This window comes from Vibrio sp. V09_P4A23P171 (assembly GCF_963875615.1).
GTDB lineage: Bacteria > Pseudomonadota > Gammaproteobacteria > Enterobacterales > Vibrionaceae > Vibrio > Vibrio anguillarum.
This window is the reverse complement of the sequence record NZ_CAWNMR010000008.1, coordinates 1-21,324: the sequence shown is the minus strand read 5'-3', so window position 1 is coordinate 21,324 and position 21,324 is coordinate 1. Positions and strand designations below refer to the sequence as shown.

The 21,324-nt window shown below is 46.8% G+C and carries 23 protein-coding genes; 9 read left to right on the top strand and 14 right to left on the bottom strand.

Annotation, left to right across the window (positions count from 1 at the left end; all coding sequences use genetic code 11):
* Positions 1 to 2: 2 nt before the first annotated feature.
* The 5 genes from AACT23_RS03420 to AACT23_RS03400 all read right to left on the bottom strand — a co-directional run bounded on the left by AACT23_RS03420 (position 3) and on the right by AACT23_RS03400 (position 4,812).
* Entirely contained in the window at positions 3 to 962 is a 960-nt protein-coding gene (locus tag AACT23_RS03420; RefSeq protein WP_017048695.1) for a DUF2860 domain-containing protein, read from the bottom strand.
* Between the two features lie 232 nt (positions 963 to 1,194).
* The gene (locus tag AACT23_RS03415) at positions 1,195 to 1,794 is read right to left on the bottom strand and encodes a thiol:disulfide interchange protein DsbA/DsbL (protein WP_026028316.1); all 600 of its coding nucleotides are present in this window, start codon (positions 1,792 to 1,794) and stop codon (positions 1,195 to 1,197) included.
* A gap of 30 nt (positions 1,795 to 1,824) precedes the next feature.
* Positions 1,825 to 2,811: a serine/threonine protein kinase gene (locus AACT23_RS03410; RefSeq protein ID WP_026028515.1), complete on the bottom strand. Its 987-nt coding sequence runs from the start codon at positions 2,809 to 2,811 to the stop codon at positions 1,825 to 1,827.
* A gap of 46 nt (positions 2,812 to 2,857) precedes the next feature.
* Positions 2,858 to 4,276: a cytochrome c oxidase accessory protein CcoG gene (ccoG, locus tag AACT23_RS03405; protein ID WP_017046352.1), complete on the bottom strand. Its 1,419-nt coding sequence runs from the start codon at positions 4,274 to 4,276 to the stop codon at positions 2,858 to 2,860.
* 269 nt (positions 4,277 to 4,545) lie between these two features.
* Positions 4,546 to 4,812, bottom strand: coding sequence for a YihD family protein (locus AACT23_RS03400; protein ID WP_094127377.1), 267 nt, complete (start codon positions 4,810 to 4,812; stop codon positions 4,546 to 4,548).
* Positions 4,813 to 5,521: 709 nt separating this feature from the next.
* On the opposite strand from AACT23_RS03400, the gene trhA reads away from it, so the two are divergent.
* Entirely contained in the window at positions 5,522 to 6,181 is a 660-nt protein-coding gene (trhA, locus tag AACT23_RS03395) for a PAQR family membrane homeostasis protein TrhA (protein WP_094127375.1), read from the top strand.
* Here the strand turns inward: trhA and AACT23_RS03390 are convergent.
* From AACT23_RS03390 to def, 6 genes are all read right to left on the bottom strand, one after another.
* Complete coding sequence (locus AACT23_RS03390) at positions 6,178 to 6,723, bottom strand: DUF3157 family protein (RefSeq protein ID WP_094127373.1); 546 nt, start codon at positions 6,721 to 6,723, stop codon at positions 6,178 to 6,180. The genes trhA and AACT23_RS03390 overlap by 4 nt on opposite strands.
* A 1-nt stretch (position 6,724) precedes the next feature.
* On the bottom strand, positions 6,725 to 8,170 hold the full coding sequence (locus AACT23_RS03385; protein WP_017043680.1) for a TrkH family potassium uptake protein: 1,446 nt from the start codon (positions 8,168 to 8,170) through the stop codon (positions 6,725 to 6,727).
* A gap of 12 nt (positions 8,171 to 8,182) precedes the next feature.
* Positions 8,183 to 9,559 (bottom strand): Trk system potassium transporter TrkA, encoded by a 1,377-nt coding sequence (gene trkA, locus AACT23_RS03380; protein WP_026027554.1) that lies wholly within the window; start codon positions 9,557 to 9,559, stop codon positions 8,183 to 8,185.
* 74 nt (positions 9,560 to 9,633) lie between these two features.
* Positions 9,634 to 10,914: a 16S rRNA (cytosine(967)-C(5))-methyltransferase RsmB gene (gene rsmB, locus AACT23_RS03375; protein ID WP_094127371.1), complete on the bottom strand. Its 1,281-nt coding sequence runs from the start codon at positions 10,912 to 10,914 to the stop codon at positions 9,634 to 9,636.
* Positions 10,915 to 10,973: 59 nt separating this feature from the next.
* Positions 10,974 to 11,921, bottom strand: a complete 948-nt coding sequence (fmt, locus tag AACT23_RS03370; protein WP_094127369.1) for a methionyl-tRNA formyltransferase — start codon at positions 11,919 to 11,921, stop codon at positions 10,974 to 10,976.
* Positions 11,922 to 11,937: 16 nt separating this feature from the next.
* Positions 11,938 to 12,447, bottom strand: coding sequence for a peptide deformylase (gene def, locus AACT23_RS03365; protein ID WP_038148727.1), 510 nt, complete (start codon positions 12,445 to 12,447; stop codon positions 11,938 to 11,940).
* Between the two features lie 140 nt (positions 12,448 to 12,587).
* On the opposite strand from def, the gene AACT23_RS03360 reads away from it, so the two are divergent.
* The 4 genes from AACT23_RS03360 to AACT23_RS03345 are packed head-to-tail and all read left to right on the top strand — an operon-like array spanning position 12,588 to position 15,906.
* Entirely contained in the window at positions 12,588 to 13,718 is a 1,131-nt protein-coding gene (locus AACT23_RS03360) for a LysM peptidoglycan-binding domain-containing protein (RefSeq protein ID WP_094127367.1), read from the top strand.
* Positions 13,718 to 14,827 (top strand): DNA-processing protein DprA, encoded by a 1,110-nt coding sequence (gene dprA / locus AACT23_RS03355; protein ID WP_088728520.1) that lies wholly within the window; start codon positions 13,718 to 13,720, stop codon positions 14,825 to 14,827. The genes AACT23_RS03360 and dprA overlap by 1 nt, the downstream gene beginning before the upstream one ends.
* 2 nt (positions 14,828 to 14,829) lie before the next feature.
* Positions 14,830 to 15,306, top strand: a complete 477-nt coding sequence (locus AACT23_RS03350) for a DUF494 family protein (RefSeq protein ID WP_013855530.1) — start codon at positions 14,830 to 14,832, stop codon at positions 15,304 to 15,306.
* Between the two features lie 27 nt (positions 15,307 to 15,333).
* On the top strand, positions 15,334 to 15,906 hold the full coding sequence (locus AACT23_RS03345) for a DNA topoisomerase family protein (protein ID WP_176428631.1): 573 nt from the start codon (positions 15,334 to 15,336) through the stop codon (positions 15,904 to 15,906).
* A gap of 57 nt (positions 15,907 to 15,963) precedes the next feature.
* Here AACT23_RS03345 and AACT23_RS03340 read toward each other — a convergent pair whose 3' ends face one another.
* Together AACT23_RS03340 and purE are read right to left on the bottom strand one after the other, a co-directional pair.
* Entirely contained in the window at positions 15,964 to 17,118 is a 1,155-nt protein-coding gene (locus AACT23_RS03340; RefSeq protein WP_094127363.1) for a 5-(carboxyamino)imidazole ribonucleotide synthase, read from the bottom strand.
* Positions 17,119 to 17,122: 4 nt separating this feature from the next.
* Positions 17,123 to 17,608, bottom strand: a complete 486-nt coding sequence (gene purE / locus AACT23_RS03335) for a 5-(carboxyamino)imidazole ribonucleotide mutase (RefSeq protein ID WP_010319910.1) — start codon at positions 17,606 to 17,608, stop codon at positions 17,123 to 17,125.
* Between the two features lie 200 nt (positions 17,609 to 17,808).
* Between purE and AACT23_RS03330 the strand changes: the two genes are divergently transcribed.
* From AACT23_RS03330 to AACT23_RS03315, 4 genes are all read left to right on the top strand, one after another.
* The gene (locus tag AACT23_RS03330) at positions 17,809 to 18,366 is read left to right on the top strand and encodes an L-threonylcarbamoyladenylate synthase (RefSeq protein WP_017043689.1); all 558 of its coding nucleotides are present in this window, start codon (positions 17,809 to 17,811) and stop codon (positions 18,364 to 18,366) included.
* A 20-nt stretch (positions 18,367 to 18,386) separates the two neighbouring features.
* A complete protein-coding gene (gene hemF / locus AACT23_RS03325; protein ID WP_010319908.1) occupies positions 18,387 to 19,301 on the top strand; it encodes an oxygen-dependent coproporphyrinogen oxidase in 915 nt (304 codons plus the stop codon).
* Positions 19,302 to 19,365: 64 nt separating this feature from the next.
* Positions 19,366 to 20,196, top strand: coding sequence for a shikimate dehydrogenase (gene aroE / locus AACT23_RS03320; RefSeq protein WP_017046340.1), 831 nt, complete (start codon positions 19,366 to 19,368; stop codon positions 20,194 to 20,196).
* Positions 20,197 to 20,198: 2 nt separating this feature from the next.
* Complete coding sequence (locus AACT23_RS03315; protein WP_010319906.1) at positions 20,199 to 20,465, top strand: DUF1488 family protein; 267 nt, start codon at positions 20,199 to 20,201, stop codon at positions 20,463 to 20,465.
* Here AACT23_RS03315 and AACT23_RS03310 read toward each other — a convergent pair whose 3' ends face one another.
* Entirely contained in the window at positions 20,466 to 21,014 is a 549-nt protein-coding gene (locus AACT23_RS03310; RefSeq protein ID WP_069212092.1) for a gamma carbonic anhydrase family protein, read from the bottom strand.
* Positions 21,015 to 21,324: the final 310 nt, after the last annotated feature.

The window sequence follows — 21,324 nt, the reverse complement described above, 5'->3', positions numbered from 1 at the left end:
ACTTAAAATTGGTAATTTAACCCTAGCGCTGTAAAGAGAGACGATTCGTCGTAAAACGAGAGGTTTGAGCTCGATTGGTTATAACCAGCTAAAGCGATTAATGACCAATCATCCCAATCCATAAATTGACTGTATTCGTACGCGAAGAATAGGCTCAGTTCATCGTCATTACGCACAGTGTGATTAAACAGTGAATTTCCACCTTGATAGTCGCGCTTGGTATAACCAGCGGTCAGCGCCAGTTTATGGCGATTGATAAACGTGAAGTAGGAGAGATCGGCGGCGTAAGAGTGATGAGTATTGGCGTCGCCATCCGCTTGGTGGTTGATATAAGTGATGGAGGGCTGTAACAAACTGGTTGGGCTCAGAGAGTAACGGTACTGCCCTTTTAGGTAGTAACTTTTACCATCACGAGCCAGTTCAGGGCTTGGAAACTGATCGTTGTCGATCTCTTTGGTCGCGTAAGCGACATCGATAGTCCATGGGCTGCCTTGAATACTATTGAATGTTAATCGGTAGGCATTTCCTGACTCATCGGTTTCTTGGCGCTGACTGTTTAGTTGGTAAGGGTTAGCCCAGGTTTTTCCAGACATCACTGTCGGCAAAAAAGCCACATCAACCACGGTACCTGTCTCCATCTCATATTGATACCCCAGCTGAAGCGCTAAAGTGCCGACGGCAATATCATCACGTGAGGTGCCTAGATAAACCTGTTGTTGACGTTTGTCCCCGAAGGTGTAAGCAAGGTTACCCAAAGGCCCAACGGCAAAGTTTGACTGCCGACTACTCTTTGTTTCGAGTGATGTAATACGCTCATCTCCACCCGTATCAAACGATGATTGGGAAGATGCAAAAATAGTATTAATGGCAATCTCACCACTTAAACCTGTTTCTGGAGCCAGTTCGGCAGATACATGAAAAGCCAGAGCGCTAACAAGCGTCATGGACAGGTATTTATTCATTAGGAGTTTCCATACTTTGATTCAATAGTGGTTAAGTATATGAATAAACTTGGATGACGACACGATAAAACTAATCTGACCGTTTTATGAATGAAGGGTGAGCCTTGTCTTAGGCATACACAGTTTTGTACTGCGATGGCTTGTGTTTCAAGATTGGTTGTATGAGAAAGCGCTGCAAGGTTGAACTTGATTAAGTAAAAATGAGGAGCCGTTGCTCCTCATTTTTGAATGATTACTTGGTCAGTAGGTAATTGACCAGTTCGAAGTATTCATTGGTCGATTTAACACCTTGTCCTTGCACCAAATAATGATTGTTAACCACGACCGCAGGCACACCTGAAAGGCCGCTTTCTTGGAACTGTTTGTCAAAGCGGCGCACCATTGAATCGACGGCAAAACCATTAAAGGCGGCATCAAATTTTGCTGCATCAATACCTTCGTCTAGGAAGATTTGGCGTAGATCCGCATCATCTCTTGGTGGTTTACGCATCGTGTGGATGCGGTTAAACATCACGGGCACCATTTTGTCTTCAACTTTGAGGGCAAGCATGGTGGCGTAAGCTTTACTCATTGATTTACCCATCGAGCCACCCATAAAAGAAACATGGTTTTTCTGCAGAGTAACCCCTTGTGGGAGCTGCTTTTTCAGTTGGGCGATGATCGGCTCAAAGGTATTGCAGTGTGGGCAGTAAAAGGAGAAAAACTCCGTCACGGTTGGATTTTTAGAGGGTTCAAGATCAAGCACTTTATAATGCTCACCTTCTTTAAATTGGGCTGCATGAGCCGATAAGCTCAGCAGTAAGGTTGCAACCAGTGCAAAAAGCTTCTTCATTGTGTACTCCATTTATTGCTTCAAGGTGACTTACCATTGTGGCATTAGTGAGAGCGTAGGCTCGTCTAATGCTGCTATTTGTTCTTTAAACGCAAGCACTTGGCTTTCCCAATATTTAGGGTCATTAAACCAAGGGAAGGCGAGTGGAAAAGCAGGGTCCTGCCATCGTTTGGCCAACCATGCCATGTAATGCACCATTCGTAGACCGCGTAACGGTTCAATTAGTTTCAATTCGGCTGGATTAAAATCGTGAAACTCTTGATACGACTCTAAGATAATGTCCAACTGCATTCGCTTATCTTGCAATTCGCCATTGAGTAGCATCCACAAATCCTGTACTGCTGGTCCATTGCGAGCATCGTCTAAATCGACAAACATAGGCCCATCTCGCCACAAAATATTGCCTGGATGGCAATCACCATGCAAGCGGATGGCCGCGGATTTTGCTGGCCATTGCTGTTCAATTTTGTTGATCAATAACGATAAGTCACTGAAAAAGGTATTTTGCAAGTGCTGAGGTATGAAGGACGCATTTTCCAATAGCTGTTTGGGTTGATAAAGATACTCATCTAAGCTGATGGTCGGGCGATGAACAAATGTACGAGTGGCACTGATGTGATGAATGCGTCCAAGAAACCGGCCCACGCCTTCTAATTGGTCCATATTGTCCACTTCAAACTGCCGCCCACCCACACTGTTAAATAGCGCGAAATGATAGCCCTGATAGTGATGTAAGGTTGCACCGTTGATGAGCAATGGCTCAGCAATCGGAATTTCCGCCGCGTACAGCTCGCGTGTGAAATCGTGCTCCTCTTGAATTTGCTCAACACTCCAGCGCTGAGGTCGATAGAATTTCACCACATAGCGTTGGCGTTCTTCATCGATGAATTGATAAACGCGGTTTTCGTAACTGTTGAGTGCCAGAAATCCTGATTCAGCACGAATGCCGATGCTTTCTAAGGCATACCACATGGTATCAGGGGTGAGTGCATCAAAATGGAAAGAAGCTTTGGTCATGATTAAAAAGGGCCCATTACTGAGCCCTTTTCCATTCGTTACGAAGTTAGAGTTTATTAATAAACCGGCTCTCAACTTCTATCGTGAATTGGTTACTGTCCGTGAGTATAAACTGAATCGTCGCTATAGGAGAGCTGAGTTTGTCAGGAGCGACGCCAAGGCTGGTTGGTAGGTTCAATACCTCTCCTGGTTTGACTTGAATGGTTTGTTTACCATACCAAGAGACGTCCGATAGCCCTTTCACGTCAAGCTTATACTCTTGCGTTTGCTGAGTTTTGTTGATGACTTTCAAGGTGTAAGTGTTCTCAATTTCACCATTGCTGTTGGTTTTAAATAGCTGGTTTCTATCACGCAATACACTTAAGCCGACCGGATCAACACTGGCTACTTGAGCGATGAATAAGCCAAACATCACCAGCAGTACCGTGCCATAACCGAGTAATTTAGGCCTGAGTATTTTGGTGTGGTGGCCGGAGAGGCGGTGCTCCGTGGTATAGCTGATGAGCCCTTTTTCATAGCCCATACGTTCCATCGTGGTATCGCACGCATCAATACAAGCGCCGCAGTTAATGCATTCGTACTGCAAGCCATCACGAATATCGATGCCAGTCGGACACACTTGTACGCACAAATCACAATCAATGCAGTCACCTAAACCGAGTGCTTTGTGATCGGCTTTACGAGCGCGTGGCCCGCGAGTTTCACCGCGTTTGCTGTCATAGCCAACAATAAAGGTATCTTTGTCAAACATCGCAGACTGAAAGCGAGCATAAGGACACATATGGATGCAGACGATCGAACGCATCCAGCCTGCATTTCCGTAAGTACAAAGGGTGAAAAAGAGTACCCAGAAGACGGGCCAGAAACTTTCATCGAGTGTGAAAAAGTTCACCACGAGTTCGCGTACCGGGACGAAATAGCCGACAAAAGTAAAACCAGTACCGAGTGCAATCGCCAGCCAAGCAATGTGTTTGATGGCTTTTCTTATAGCAAGATTAGCTGTGAGTTTTCCTGAGTCCTGCTTGCGGCGTTTATTGGCGGCGCCTTCGAGTTTTTCTTCAAACCAAATGTAGATAAATGTCCACACAGTTTGCGGGCACAGATAGCCACACCAGACACGGCCAAGAAAAGTGGTAATAAAAAACAGGCCGAATGCCGCAATCATAAACAACAGGGCAAGTAGAGTTAGGTCTTGTGGGTAAAGTGTGGTGCCGAAAAAGTTAAATTGCTGGTGGCCGATGTCGAGCAAAATCGCTTGGCGATCACCGTAAGAGATCCACGGTACTAAAGTAAAAAGCAGCAGTAAAAACCAGCCACCATAGCGGCGGAGTTGTTGATAAGTACCTTTACTTTCGCGCACATAAATACGGTTGCTGGGGTTAAAACGGTCACCGTTGCCTTTGTGAGTTTTGGGGTTGAATATTTTAGGAGTCACATCCTTTATATCGATTTTGTCCTGACTCATGAAATGATCCTTGTTGGGCTGTAAGGTGTGATTTCTTTTAGTTCACACTCTGCGACATTGCTGTTTTCTCTTTGGGTACAATACCAAGATGAGAAATTATCATTGTTCAATCTTTATTTATTAAGCGGCAAGTATAACGCCAATAACAATTTTATTTCTTTAACACTATCAACCTTTAACAATAAAGCCTCAACTCGTGAGGCTTATCGCTAATAATAAAAAAGCGACCTAATAAGGTCGCTATCTTGATCACTATCACAGGGGCTACATCATTTTATGATGCCACGCGCGCGTAAAATGGCTGTTTTAAAATCATCTTCCTGATCTTTCTTCAGGCCAGGAATCATTTCGTCTTTGGCGCTGTTGCGCATTTTTAGATGGTAGATCAATACATCATCCGTGAGTGTTTCTAAAGGTCCTTTATAACCCGCTTCTTGAGCCAGTTTGGTGATGAATTGCACTAAGTTGAGCTGCTGATCTTTTTGCCATTCAGGCGCAAGTAGTTCAATTAGTTCTTCAATTCGATGACATTGCATTCTCTTTTCCCCAATTTTTATAAGTATTTTGAGTAAAGGTACCAAATTGCGGATTGAAGTCCAATTGAGCGCAAAGAAAAAGCGCAGGGTTTAGCTGCGCTTTTTAATTATGCTGCCTGAACAACATTAGTTGTGCTCGATGCAGTAAGGGCATTTTTTTCAACTAAAGTCATTGCTGGAGCGACTTTTTTTGCAGTCGGAGCAGCAGCAAAACCACTACGACGACGCATTGCACTACGGTTTGTGTGCGAAAACCTGACAGCTGTTGGGCGCATTCATTAACCTAACGGTCAGGCACATCCATTGCCAATCTAATGGCCTGAATCACCATGAGTTGAGCTTCATAATTGAAGGGTGGCTCTTCTGGCTCTCGCCAATCCAAATAATGATTCAGGAATAACGATATGCTTTCATATCGTAGTTAGATTAGCACCAAGTTTTGAATTGATCGATAGTTGAACGATTGTTGAGATGAATATTCTTGCAAATAAAGCTTAAAATTGTGTGAGATGCTTGGTTGAGTTTGTCATCTGATCGGCATTACATCGCGTTTTGTTAAATAGGAGGTACCTATGTCGTTTACAAAAAACTCGCGATTTATCGCTCTCCTTGATACCCGTTTCGTTACGAAATCTGCATTTAGGCTTACAACTGTAAGCTGAAGTGTGTAATACTAAGCCCACATTTTGTTGCTTTTGGTATGGTGTTTATGTCTGCTGTTGACAATGACGGCTATGGTGCTGGTGAAGAACGGGCGAATGCACTGAGTCATGGTTTGGGGCTATTGTTTAGTTTTGTTGGTTTAGTCTTGCTGCTGATCAAGGCAACAAGTGCGCAGGCCGATGCATTGACTTATATCAGCATGAGTCTCTATGGTGGCAGCATGATAGCGTTATTCCTTGCTTCAACGCTGTATCACTCCGTTGCGACACCGAAAGCCAAACGCTGGCTAAAAACGTTCGACCACTGTGCCATTTATCTACTGATTGCCGGAAGTTACACCCCCTTTTTGTTGGTTAGCCTTCGCACTCCTTTGGCGATAGGTCTTATGGTGGTGATCTGGCTGCTGGCGCTGCTCGGTATCGTCATGAAAATTGCCTTTGTCTACCGTTTTAAAAAGTTCTCACTAGTGACTTATTTGGCGATGGGGTGGTTATCCTTGGTTGTGATCTACCAACTGGCCCTCAATATCGAGGTCGGTGGTTTGGTGCTACTTGCTGTTGGTGGTTTGGTCTATTCGCTCGGGGTGATTTTTTATGTAGCGAAACGCATTCCCTATAACCATGCTATTTGGCATTTATTCGTGCTAGGTGGCAGTGCTTGTCACTTTTTTGCGGTTTACCTTTTTGTTCACCCAGTAAGTGCTTAACGCATTTCAACCCGCTCAATGTTGGCCGAAATTTGATAGCCTTGCTGGCGATCAACTTGAAGGGTAATCGGCTTTCCTTGCGCTTGAGTTTGTGGGCGTAAATAGCTATCAGCCATCCGTTTAATGGATTGCCAAATGGGTAACTGCTGAGTGAGCAGTGGTTGACCTTGCTCGTCATAAAGAGTGATGCTGAGCACTACCGCAATGACAGATTGCGAGCTTTGATTGGTGATGGCTGTTGGGATAACGAGTGTATCTCCTTGGTAGTAAGCCGCGCCGAGTACTACTTCCACTCCAGAATCTGACAGTTGTAAAATCGGTTTTTCACTCTCCATCTCAAAGGTGGTTGCTCGGGCTTTTTGAGCAATAGGGGCCGCGTGAATGACGGTTTCCGGCGACATTGATTGCGGTTCAACATATTGCCATGTGAAATCATCATTGAGTTTCACCTGGCGGCCATCTTCTAAGGTCAGAACTTGCGCGCAAGATACGGCGCTTGCTGTCATGCTTAACAGCATCATTATCACAGGTATTGTCTTCATCTTAACGTCGCCAAAATGCAGGGAAAAACAGAACGATAATCGTCAAAATTTCTAAACGCCCCATCAACATCCCTAAGCTCAGAACCCACTTTGCTGCGTCAGGCAGTGGTGCGAAGTTGCCCGTTGGACCAATCACCGAGCCCATTCCGGGACCAACGTTGGCCACTGCTGTGATGGAACCTGAAATGCTGGTGACAGGGTCAAGGCCCATTGCACTGAGCGCGCCTGCGATAGCAATGACAGTGATAAAAAAGGTCAAACCAAAAGCGACGACTGAGCGGACAATATCATCATTAACTGGACGATGATTATAGCGCTGTACGAAGATGCCTGATGGATGGACCAACTTCATAATTTGTTTATTGAGCAGCGTCATCGCAATTTGGAAGCGGAACACTTTAATCCCACCAGAGGTTGAGCCGGAACAAGCTCCTGCTGCCATTAAGAAGATGAACAGCGTGCTTGGCAGTGCGCCCCAGGCGGTGAAATCTTCCAAACCAAAACCAGTAGTCGTGACCACTGAAACGATATTAAACATCGCCACTCGCAGGGCGTCCAACCAGTAGTAGCCTAGTTTGAGATTCAGCCACAACGCAATGATGAGACTGGCAATTAGGAAAAGATAAGCAAATCCGCGAACTTGTGCGTCTTTTATGATCACTTTGATATTTTGTTTTCGGGCCGCAGCGACAAACAGCAGAAAGGGCAAGCCCCCCAAAAACATAAACAGCGTTGCTACCCAATGTGCACCGTTTGAGAAGTGGTTCATCGAACCGTCGGAGGTGGAATATCCACCAGTCGACAAGGTGGTGAATGAGTGGTTGATCGCTTCAAAAAGCGTCATGCCAGTGAGGATATAGCCAATCAAGCACAGTAAGGTCAGTACCAAATAGACCAGCACAATATTTTTCGCGACAGTTTTGGCGCGTGGGCTACTTTTATCGGACCAATCAGACGATTCGGTTTGGAACAATTTCATCCCACCCACATTGAGCATTGGTAATACCGCTACCGCCATTACGATAAACCCAACCCCACCAAGCCATTGCAGAATAGAACGCCACAACAAGATGCTGGGCGGCATATTATCAAGGCCACTGAGCACGGTTGAACCTGTAGTGGTTAACCCTGACATGGTTTCAAAGTAGGCGTCGGTAAAGCTGATGTGGTTGATAAAGACGAAAGGGAGCGCCGCGAAAGCGCTGGCAACCGTCCACACTAAGCTGGTGATGAGAAACATATCGCGCACGCTGAGCTTAAAGTGCGCGGTACGCCCCAAGCTTAAGCAGATAAAGGCGACAATATGAGTGATGATGACCGCTTGAGCAAAATCAAGGAAGCCACCCGTACCGGTAAAAAAAGCAACCAGTGTCGGCACATACATAAATAGGGCGAGCTTAGACAGCACGAGTCCTATAACGAATGAAATGGGGCGTAAATTCAGCATGACGCCAATGACCTATAGGAAAAATGGGCTAGGTTGGAACAAGGCTTCCACATCGGGCACGTACTTTTTATCCACTAAGAACATCACCACGTGATCATCTTGCTCGATAATAGTGCGGTCATGGGCGATTAACACTTCTTCACCACGCACAATCGCGCCAATGGTCGTCCCCGGTGGCAGTTTAATATCACCCACTGCGCGTCCCACCACTTTAGAGGTGTTTTGGTCGCCATGTGCAATTGCTTCAATCGCTTCTGCCGCGCCACGGCGTAGCGAAGAGACGTTAACGATATCGGCACGACGTACGTGAGTCAGCAGTGCGGAAATGGTGGCTTGTTGGGGTGAAATCGCGACATCAATCACGCCGCCTTGTACGAGGTCGACATACGCGCCACGCTGGATAAGTACCATCACTTTTTTCGCACCCATACGCTTGGCGAGCATGGCGGACATGATGTTGGTTTCATCTTCGTTGGTGAGCGCAATAAATACATCGACTTGGTCGATGTTCTCTTCGGCTAGCAGCTCTTGGTCCGCCGCATCACCACAAAATACTATGGTGTTTTCTAACTCTTCCGATAACTGCTCTGCACGTGGGTAATTACGCTCAATCAGTTTAACGCTGTAGCTGTGCTCTAAACGTTTGGCTAAGCTTGCCCCAATGTTACCCCCGCCAACAATCATGATACGGCGATAGGTTTTTTCCAGCCGCTGTAGTTCACTCATGACCGAGCGAATATGATTACTGGCTGCCACGAAGAACACTTCATCGTCAGCTTCAATAATGGTAGTGCCTTGTGGGCGAATCGGCCGACCTTGGCGGAAAATAGCCGCGACGCGGGTATCAATGTGCGGCATGTGTTCACGTAGCGCTGAAAGAGCATTACCCACCAATGGCCCGCCGTAGTAAGCTTTCACAGCCACTAGACTTACTTTCTCTTCGGCAAAACTCACTACTTGCAGTGCGCCAGGGTATTGGATCAACCGTTCAATATAGCTCGTCACTAGCTCTTCAGGAGCGATGAGGTGATCCACCGGGATCGCGCCTGACTGAAACAAAGTCTCTTTTTCAAGCAGATATTCAGGAGAACGAATACGCGCAATTCGGTTGGGCGTATTAAACAAAGAGAACGCCACCTGGCATGCCGCCATGTTGGTTTCGTCGGTATTAGTGACTGCAACCAGCATGTCCGCGTCCTGTGCGCCCGCTTCACGCAGTACATCAGGGTGGCTGGCGTGGCCATGAATCACCCGCAAATCGTACTTGTCTTGCAGCTCGCGCAAGCGGTCACTATTTTTGTCGACAATGGTGATGTCATTGTTCTCGCCGACCAAGTTTTCGGCCAGTGTACCACCGACCTGACCTGCACCAAGAATAATGATTTTCATACTCTGTTCTCTTTCTACCTGCCGAATATCGGCCACTGAAAAGGCAGCAATAATGCTGCCAATGTGCGTCGAATTTACGCTTGTTTGGTTAATACTGCGTAGTAAAAACCGTCCATATCTTCTTCTCCGGGGAGTATCTGACGCCCCGGCTGCTCACGTTCGGAACCCACTAATTGAGCGTTATGAGTTCGTTCTAAGAAGGCTTTGACCTGCAAGCTGTTTTCTTGTGGAGTGATCGAGCAGGTTGCGTAAACCATAGTGCCACCGACTTTTAATTGCTTCCACATTGCGTCCAGTATTTCGCTTTGTAATTGAGCCAATGCCTCAATATCGCTACCACGACGTAGCCATTTGATGTCTGGATGACGGCGAATAACCCCAGTGGCAGAGCAAGGTGCATCTAATAAAATTCGGTCAAACTGTTCGCCATGCCACCACTCTTCAGGATAACGAGCATCACCGCAGATCACATCAGCGCGAAGTTGCAGGCGTTCCAAGTTGTCATAGACGCGTTCAAGGCGGGTTGCATCGCTGTCAATCGCAACCACTTCAGTATCGTGTCTGTGCTCCAGGATGTGCGCGGTTTTACCCCCTGGGGCGGCGCAGCAATCTAAAATCAGCTCGCCTGCTTTAGGTTGAAGGTAGTCAATCGCTAGCTGCGCAGCGGCATCTTGCACCGATACCCAACCACGGTCAAAACCGGGTAAAAGCGTTACATCGCAAGGTGCAGCGAGTTTTATTGCGTCGGCGGCGTGAGAGTGCACGCTGCACTCGATATTTTCGCTAGCTAATAGTGCAAGATATTCATCACGAGTGTGGTGCTGACGGTTGACGCGCAACCACATTGGCGCTTTTTGATTGTTGGCTTGCACAACCGTTTCCCACTGTTCTGGGTACGCTTGTTGTAACAGTTTAAGTAGCCAACTTGGGTGGCCATATTTGCCTGCGTTGTGGCTAACGGCGATAGCGTCCAGTGCTTCTTGATCGCGCAAGTAGCTGCGCAATACGGCGTTGATTAGCCCACCTAAATTTTCACCGCGCAATGTTTTGGTGCCTTCAACCGTCTCGGCTACTGCGGCGTGAGCGGGAATGCGCATAAAGCTCAATTGGTAGATACCAACTAAAATAAGATGGTGAAAAACCCGCTTTTTCCCTTTCAGTGGGTTGTCCATTAGCTCATTGGCAATTGATTCCAAACGAGGCAAATAACGCAAAGCCCCGTAGCAGATCTCTTGCAACAGAGCATGGTCTCTTGGGCGGATAGTTTTTTGCGCCGCAGGAAGTGCGTGAGAAAGTGAGTGGCCTTTATCAACCACTTGAAACAACACGTTAGCCGCAGCTGCGCGAACATTCATAGAAGTACCGATTTTAAATAAATGAAAATCAATGAGGGCATCTCTGCCCTCGTTAAGGTTTAGCTAAGCTGTGTGCCGACTTCAAACCAGCTTGCGCGCGAATTGAGAATGTCTTGCACTGGCATCGCTTTTTTGCCCGGCACCTGCAACTGCTCAAGCACCAGTAAGCCGTTGCCGGTTGCCACATAAATACCCGATTTATTGGCTCGAACAATCGTGCCTGCAGGGTGGTCGCTGGTTTGTGCTTCAACGCGACTTTGCCATACTTTAATGCTGTTCTCTGCCACATCAAAATGGCTCATTGGCCATGGATTGAAAGCGCGCACGCAGCGTTCAATAAAAGCAGCATCCGCTGACCAATCGATTTTGGCTTCTTCTTTGCTAAGTTTTTGTGCGTAGTTAGCCAATGTATCATCTTGTTGAGTGGCAATCGCTTTGCCACTGGCGATATCGGCGATGCATTCTACCAACGCTTGTGGGCCTAACTCGGCCAGTTTGTCATACATAGAAGCGCTGGTGTCTGTTGCCTCAATCGGCAGCTTAGCAATTTTGAGCATATCGCCCGTATCTAGGCCGACATCCATTTGCATGATGGTTACACCCGTTTCACTGTCTCCCGCCCAGATCGAGCGTTGGATCGGTGCGGCACCACGCCACCGTGGCAGAATGGAACCGTGTACGTTAATACAGCCAAGCCTTGGCATATCAAGTACGGCCTTCGGTAGCAGTAATCCGTAGGCGACCACTACCATTAAATCCGCGTTGAGATCGGCGAGCGCTTGCTTGGCTTCGTCGCTCTTAAAGTTCTCTGGTTGATACACAGCAATATTGTGCTCAACGGCCATCTGTTTCACTGGACTGGCGGTCAGTTTTTTACCGCGTCCTGCCGGGCTATCTGGTTTAGTGTACACCGCGATAACCTCATGCTCCGAAGACAACAACGCCGCCAAATGACGGGCGGCGAAGTCCGGAGTACCTGCAAACACAATGCGTAATGATTGGCTCAAGGTAACCTCACTTAAGTTAGTTTTTTTCGTTATAGCGTTTGATTTTCTCTAGCTTATCTCTAATACGCTTACGCTTTAATGGCGAAAGGTAATCCACAAACAGTTTGCCTTGTAAGTGATCAAGCTCGTGTTGAACACAAATGGCTAAAAGGTCATCCGCTTCAAATGAGAATTCGTTGCCATCACGATCTAACGCTTTGACTGTGACTTCTGCTGCGCGAGGAACAAGGGCGCGTGAGCCCGGGACCGACAGACAGCCTTCTTCAATGCCATCTTCACCGCGTTTCTCTAAGATTTCAGGGTTAATCAGAACCATTGGCTGGTCGCGACTCTCTGAAATATCGATCACAACGATGCGTTGGTGAATATCGACTTGCGTTGCAGCAAGGCCGATACCGTCCTCGTCGTACATAGTCTCAATCATGTCATCGACGATTTTTTGGATCTCAGGTGTCACTTTCTCTACCGGTTTTGCCACGGTACGAAGACGATCATCTGGGAATGTTAATACTTGTAATACAGACATATACACTCGAAATATTGAACTGTGCCGAAACAGCTTAAAGCTTGTTGGCTCAATTCTAGACATTTTATGACCCAAATGACAGCATCCAAATGTTAATAATCTGATTCATCCTTACTTATTTCGGCCAAGGAACAGAGGTCATGTCACGATTTATTCGTTATTTAGTGTGTGTGTTTTTACCGTTGTCATTGGTCGTTAATGTGTTGGCGGCGGAAGATATGGCGCTCACCGTCAAAGCAAATGCCCCGCAGACATACACGGTCGTCAAAGGAGATACCTTGTGGGATATTTCTGCGCTCTATCTTGATAACCCGTGGTTGTGGCCACGTTTATGGCAAATTAACCCAGAGATCGATAACCCGCATTTGATTTATCCCGGCGATAAGCTGACCTTAGTCTGGCGTAACGGACAACCGGTGTTGAGTTTAAAACCTATGGTCAAGTTGAGTCCGAAAGTGCGTGTGCTTGAGAAAAAAGCGGTTCCGACGGTGCAAGAGGGATTAGTGTTGCCGTATCTGCATACGGATCGCTTATTGGATAAGCAAACATTACAAGAAAGCCAGCGTGTGCTCGGTGCCAGCGACGGTAAACAATATCTGACGGCGCAAGATACGCTCTACATAAGCGGGCAACAGACTCACCCCAAATGGGGTATTTATCGTGAAATCGCTGAGTTTTCTCGTCATGATGCTGCCGCGAAAAATAAAACTATGGTTGCTTTGCGTTTGATTGCTTCTGGTGAATTAGTCTCCGCCGATGAGGCTTTTAGCGGGCTAACCATCACCGCACAGCAACAAGAGATAAGAGTCAATGATATTGCCCTGCCTGAAGTGGGTGTCGAAACCTTAACGCTTTCAACCACTTTTTTCCCATCGCCATCGCGACTACAAGCTGAAACGCATATCCTAGGATCGTTGGAGGGTAGTGAGTATTCGGCGCAGAATCAGGTAGTTGTGATCGATAAAGGCCTTGCAGATCAACTGCGTCAAGGGACGATGTTTGATTTGATTCAAGCTGGTTCTAAAGTGTCTGGAAAAAAAGGACAGCACCAACAGAGCCTTGATGAAACCCTGCAATTACCAAGCAGCTTGGTGGGCAGTTTGATGGTCATTCGACCTTATGAATATTTTAGCTTGGCTTTGATTACCGATAGCCGCGTGCCGATTGGTAAAAGTGTAATCGCGGTTTCGCCGCTCAAACTAGAGCTAACAATCGAGCCAAATGAACAAACCGATACGGATTCGATGGTTAAGGATGATACTGCAAGCTGATGGAGCAGAACGAATTAGCGGCGTGGCTAGCATTCAGCTTTGTGCCCAAATTGGGTGGCAAGAAACTTTCTCGTCTTGCTAGCGTCGCTTCTCTTGCTCATTTAATTGACTATTCCGAGCGGGAGTTAGCCGCGTTGGGTCTAGTTCAAGAGCAAATCCGTTATCTGCGCGAGACAGCTCCTCAAGAAGTTGAAGAATGCCTAAGTTGGCAGCAAGCTAATGAGTCTCATCATATCCTTACTCCATTTTGCGATGGTTATCCTTCTTTACTAAAAGAAATTGCTACCGCACCTCCGGTTTTATTTGTCAAAGGACGAATAACAGCACTCTCTGATCCGCAAATGGCGATCGTCGGCAGTCGTAATGCGAGCCCTGATGGCCAACGAGTTGCTCATCAGTTTGCGCGAGAATTTGTGCAACAGGGCTTACTTGTCACCAGTGGTTTGGCATTAGGTATTGATGGACATGCTCATGACGGTGCGTTGCAAGCGGGTGGTGAGACGATAGCCGTGCTCGGTTCGGGCCTTGAATCTATTTACCCAGCGCGACATAAAAAATTAGCGCAACGGGTGATGGAAAGCGGAGCATTAGTCTCGGAATTTCGTCCCAAAGCCAAACCAAGGCCAGATAACTTTCCGCGGCGAAATCGCATTATCAGCGGGTTAGCGGTTGGTGTTTTAGTGGTGGAAGCGGCGGAGAAAAGTGGCTCGTTGATCACGGCGCGCTATGCGGCTGAGCAAGGGCGAGATGTGTTTGTTATTCCGGGCTCCATTGCTAACCCAAATTGCCACGGTAGTAATCAACTTATTCGTTGTGGGGCGTGCTTGGTGCAAAACAGTGAACAAGTATTATCTGAAATCGGCACCTTAGTAGACTGGTCATTGCGCCAAAAGCAGCCTCAACCTGATTTATTTTCTGCACAGAGCGATCAGCAATTGCCATTTGCTGAACTGTTAGCTAACGTAGGAGTAGAGGCTACGCCTGTTGATATTCTTGCGAGCAGGACCCATATACCTGTCCATGAAGTCATGATGCAGCTTTTAGAACTTGAGCTTTCAGGTCATGTTGTTGCCGTTTCTGGCGGCTATATTCGTAAGGGGAAGGGTTAGCTATGATGATGGATATATTGATGTATCTATTTGAAACCTACGTCCATAGCGATGTAGATTTGCAAGTCGATCAAGATGAGCTTGAAGATGAATTGCTTCGAGCCGGTTTTCACCAGAAAGATATCTATAAGGCCCTGAATTGGTTAGAAGAGCTTGCGGCATTGCAACAAACCGATGCTCATTCAGCGATGGCAACCAGTGCTGCGACTTCGATGCGGATGTACACAGCACAAGAGATGGACAGGCTGGATCTTGAAAGCCGAGGTTTTTTATTGTTCCTTGAACAAGTGAAAGTATTAACTCCTGAAATTCGTGAAATGGTGATTGATCGAGTGATGGGTTTAGAAACCAATGAATTTGAATTGGATGACTTAAAGTGGATCATTTTGATGGTGCTATTTAATGTACCGGGAAATGAAAATGCTTACACGCTTATGGAAGAGCTGCTATACACCAAAGATCAAGGTATTTTGCATTGATTGCAGCCGTTCGTTTAGTTGAGCATTATGAGTCGTAAAACCGAGTCCCCCCTTTTTTCAGCGCATGGACAAGCGCTGCAGCATGAGCCTTGTCCGCAATGTGGTGGCCAATTACAGCTTCGTCAGGGTAAGCATGGGCTGTTTTTCGGCTGTAACCATTATCCCAATTGTGACTATATTAAACCGCTGCAGCAAAATGATGGTCATATCGTTAAGGAGTTGGGTGTGCCATGCCCAGAGTGTGGCCATGAATTAGTGTTACGCCAAGGTCGTTATGGCATGTTTATCGGGTGTAGTCATTATCCGCATTGCCACCATATCCAAGATACAGATTCCCCTGCAGACAATGTTCCTCAGTCAAAACAGCTTTGTCCTGAATGTTTGAAAGGCCATTTAGTGGAGCGAAAAACGCGCCATGGTAAAACTTTTCATGCTTGCGATAATTACCCTAAATGCAAGTTTGCCGTTAATCAGCAACCTGTTGCCGGTAAATGCGAAAAATGTGGGTTTGGATTATTGATAGAGAAAAAACTCGCCAGTGGTATCAAGCTGCAATGTGCTGATCGAAAATGTGGTCATATTCAATCCGCCACAGAGTAAAGTGACGGCATATGAAAATGGCACATTGAACGTGCCATTTTTTATCCGTATTTATCGTCAATTAGGTTTGTTTTCGAGCGTCGGCTTGATCGCTTGAACAAAATGGTGCAAGGCTGGATACGTTGTCGCATCAAGCACTTCAGCCAAGCGACAGAGCGTTCGTTGCAACTGCGCGTTGTAATCTGCACTGACATTAATATGGCCCATTTTGCGCCCAGCACGTTTCTCTTTGCCATACCAATGAATGTGGCAGCCTTCAATCGCCATCACGGCTTCTGGTAAATTGTCCTCACCCAAAATATTAATCATCGCGGTTGGGCGAAGTAACTTCGTGCTGCCTAAAGGTAAGCCACATACTGCGCGAAGGTGATTCTCAAATTGACAGGTTTCTGCGCCTTGCTGTGTCCAGTGACCAGAGTTATGGACTCGTGGTGCAATTTCATTCACCAACAATGTTCCCTGCACATCAAAAAACTCGAGCGCTAGCACACCGACATAATTGAGACGAGCGGCAACCGAGGTAAACATCGACAGTGCTTGCTCTTGCAAGGCTGGGTCATCTATCGCCGTTGATAAACTCAGTACACCGTTAATGTGCACATTTTCTGCCAGCGGGTAAACCGCGATGCTGCCATCTTTGGCACGCGCGCCGACTAACGAGACTTCACGATCAAAGGGAACAAACTGCTCTGCCACTATCGCTTGAGTCGGAGTAGCTTGGATACAGGCTTCCATTTCTGGCCAAATGAGCTCTGCTTGTGAAGCTTCTTTTAAACGCCATTGACCCTTTCCGTCATAGCCACCCAGTGCACTTTTTAGAACCATGGGCAGGCCGATGTTGGTTATCGCGGCATCTAAATCTTCACGAGTATTAATCACAAAGTATTGGGCATTTTTTGCGTTGGCTTCATCGAGTAGCGCTTTTTCAAGACGGCGATCGCCTCCGGCTTTAATGGCTTCGACGCTAGGAAGAAACTTACCACTTTGCTCACAAACAGTGAGGATTTCATGGGGAATATGCTCAAATTCAGCGGTAATGACATCCGCTTGTTTGATCGCATTGTCTAAACCATGACCAGTGATGTGTAATGTCAAAGGATGGACGATGTTACCGCTGCCCACATCAAAAGCGGAGATTTGAATGTTCAGAGGAGCGCCAGCCAACGCCATCATGCGTGCCAGTTGCCCAGCGCCCAAGACTAAAACGTGCATAGTATCAATCCTCTGCAGGGTTAGGGTGGCTCAACACCGCTTCAGTTTGTGCTAAACGAAATGCTTCCACTTTTGCCATGACGGCCTCATCACTGGTGCCGATGATTTGCGCGGCAAGCAGCCCAGCATTTGCCGCGCCTGCTTCTCCAATAGCTAAGGTGCCCACCGCAATCCCTTTTGGCATTTGCACAATCGAGAGTAAAGAGTCCATCCCTTTGAGTGCCTTTGACTGAACGGGAACGCCAAGTACCGGTAAGCTAGTAAACGCTGCCGTCATGCCCGGCAGGTGTGCGGCTCCGCCTGCGCCAGCTATGATGACTTTAAGGCCGCGTTCTCTTGCGCTGGTGGCGTAATCGGCAAGAAGTTGAGGTGTGCGGTGAGCAGAGACAACTTTGGTTTCGTATGCCACACCAAATTGATCCAACATGTCAGCAGCTAGCTTCATTGTGGGCCAATCGGATTTTGAACCCATGATAATTCCGACTTTCATCTCAAACTCCTTAATACTTCTAAAAATGGGGTGAGCGGGATAATTTGCGCGCATTATACGAGTATTTTTTCCTTAGGAAAACGTTTGCGTCAGCTTAGTTGTGCAATTGATACATTTTATAAACAAATAGCTTTAGCCAGTTTTCAACGAAGTTTGTACACTTAGCCGCACTGTATTAAAGAAACCGATGGACAGTTTTTGTGAATAACTTTGAACACACTTTGCAGGCTCTACGTGACGGTGAAGTAATTGCCTACCCAACGGAAGGCGTGTTTGGGGTTGGGTGTGACCCAGATAACCCGCAAGCCATTCAGAAGCTCTTAGCGCTCAAGCAGCGTCCTGTGGAAAAGGGGTTGATTTTAATTGCGGCCTCTTACGAACAATTGCTTCCTTATATTGATGAGAGCCAGTTGACATCAGAGCAGCTTGCACGAGTACATGCCACCTGGCCTGGCCCTGTGACATGGATAATGCCGACCAGTGATAAAGTCTCTACTTGGGTGAGTGGGCAATTTGATTCGATAGCCGTACGTGTGACAGATCATCCTTTAGTGCAAAAGCTATGCAATGCGTTTGGAAAACCATTAACCTCGACCAGTGCGAATTTAAGTGGTCTTGCACCTTGCCTGACAACGGAAGAAGTTGAATCGCAACTGGGTGAGCAACTGGTTGCGATTTTAGATGGTCAAACCGGTGGTCGAAATAAGCCCAGTGAAATTCGTGACGCGAAAACCTCACAAGTATTAAGACAGGGTTAACCCTGCTAAGGAAGCAAGCGATGCCAACCATTGATAAGCAAGCCGTCAAACAATTTTTGCTTGAGCTGCAAGATTCCATTTGCCAGCAACTTGAACAAGCGGATGGCCAAGCACTGTTTGAAGAAGATGCATGGCATCGCGAACCGAGTGAGCGTTTGGGAGGCGGTGGGCGAACTCGAGTGATGAAAGAAGGCCGTGTTTTTGAACAAGGCGGCGTGAATTTCTCACATGTGCAAGGGCAGCAAATGCCCGCTTCAGCGACCGCGCATCGCCCTGAATTAGCTGGGCGTCATTTTGAGGCGATGGGGGTTTCTTTGGTGATGCATCCAAACAATCCCTATGTTCCGACTTCTCATGCCAATGTTCGTTTCTTCATCGCTGAAAAAGAAGGCGAAGATCCTATCTGGTGGTTTGGCGGAGGATTTGACTTAACGCCTTTCTATCCGTTTGAAGAAGATGCTCAATCATGGCATGCCACAGCGAAAGCCCTGTGTGTTCCTTTTGGTGAAAAAGTGTATGCCGAACATAAATCGTGGTGCGATGAGTATTTCTTCCTCCCTCATCGCAATGAAACGCGCGGTATTGGTGGCCTATTTTTCGATGATTTAAACGCTTGGGGATTTGAGCGCTGTTTTGCTTATATGCAAGCTGTCGGTAAAGGATACACCGCTGCGTATTTGCCGATTGTTGAACGTCGTCAAGCGATGGAGTACGGTGACAGAGAGCGCCAGTTTCAACTTTATCGCCGTGGTCGCTATGTAGAGTTCAACTTAGTGTATGATCGCGGCACATTGTTTGGTTTGCAAAGTGGCGGTCGAACGGAATCGATTTTAATGTCGATGCCGCCATTAGCTCGTTGGCAATATCGTTATCAAGCGGAAGAGGGCAGCGCAGAAGCGAAATTAAACACCTTCTTGCTGCCGAGGGAGTGGTGACCGCGGTACATTTTCAATGATAGGGGTGCCGAGGTGGCCCTGTTAATTATCGAGAGGCAAGGATATGGCTCATCACATTGATCAATATGCAGTATTTGGTAATCCAATCGGACACAGTAAATCGCCGATGATCCACACACTTTTTGCACGGCAAACCAGTCAGGAAATGCACTATACCGCTCAACTCGCGGCTCTAGATGGCTTTAAACAAGCGGCTGAAACCTTTTTTGCCTCCGGTGGTCGAGGGTGCAATATTACCGTGCCTTTTAAAGAAGAAGCGTATCAGTTTGCGGATCGATTAACCGAGCGAGCTCAACTTGCAGGCGCGGTCAATACACTGAAAAAATTAGATGATGGCGAAATCATCGGTGATAACACTGATGGTGAAGGGCTGGTTCAAGATCTGCTTCAGTACCAAGTGCCACTACGAGACGCTTCCATTTTAGTGATTGGTGCTGGCGGCGCGGCGCGCGGCGTGATTAAGCCCTTACTCGATCAGCACCCTACAAGTATCGTGATTACCAACCGCACCTTTGCAAAAGCTGAGCAGCTCGCCACGCTTTTTAGTCCCTTTGGCGCGGTAAAAGCAATCGCGTTGGAAGAGATTAATCAACATTTTGACCTCATCATTAACTCGACCTCGGCTAGTTTAGATGGTGAATTGCCAAATATCGCTCCGACGATCTTCAGTAAGAGCAGTGTGGCCTATGACATGATGTATGGCAAAGGATTAACAACATTCAATCAGTGGGCATTAAGTCATCATTGCGCTCATGCTTATGATGGTTTGGGGATGTTGGTTGGGCAAGCTGCGGAGAGCTTTATGCTATGGCGCGGACTCAGGCCGGGTTCTCGACAAATATTGAGAGAACTGAGAAAAAATCTAGAAGGCTAATCATGAACCAAGCGATTTTATTTCCTGACCGACAAACGTGGCACTCGGCAAGCCAAAGCGTACTTTTTCCTGCTCAACACGCGGGAGCTCTGCTCGAGTGTACGGTACACAAGTCAGTACTGAGCCATCTGTCTGGTGAAATGATTACTAACGGTGAGCAAGCTATTCAAGTTTTTGAACAATGGCGATTTGACCTTGAAGAGCTTGCTGAAAGCTTGATTGAAGATGAAGCGTTCAATTTAGATGGACAAATAGAGATTAAAGCTTAGTTAATGGCTTTCTTTGACACTCGTAAGATAGTCATTTTTGTTCTGCACATAGTTGTCGGAAGATTTAAGCAAAAAAGCTCGCTCTTTATCTGTTAGCGGGCGGATCTGTTTCACTGGGGATCCTACATAAAGATAGCCGCTGGCCAATACCTTGTTTGGTGGCACTAAACTGCCAGCTCCAACCATCACCTCCGATTCAACGACTACGCCATCGAGCACAATTGCTCCCATGCCAATTAAGACTCGATCATGGATTACGCAACCATGCAGCATCACTTTATGGCCAATTGTGACGTCATCGCCAATAATAAGTGGAAAACCATCCGGGTTTTCGGTGTTTTTATGAGTCACGTGCAGTACGCTGCCATCTTGAATGTTGCTACGTTGGCCAATGTGAATATGGTTTACATCGCCTCTGGCTGCAACCAATGGCCATATGCTGGAATCATCGCCTAAAACAATATCGCCAACCAACACCGAGCTACTATCTATATAGACGCGCTGTCCGATTTGTGGGGATATTCCTTTATAACTACGAATTGATGACATGCTCGTCTCCTTTAATAACTGACGCCATAAGATAAATTAAACAGAAATAGCGTCAAAACAACTCTTTTTGAATAAAAATTATCCCAACGAACAGAAAATCAAAAAAAACAGCAAAAAGGGGTTGCCAACGTGACGGCGATCTCTATAATGCCGCCTCACTGACACGGCACAGCCAGTAAGGGTTCAAGCCCAATTAGCCAGCCAATCAGTAGGTCAAATCGGTAAGACGAAATAATTTAATAAAGTGTTTGACACTTTTCATTATCTCGCTAGAATGGCCGCCTCTTCAAAGGAAGCCTCGGCAAGCCAG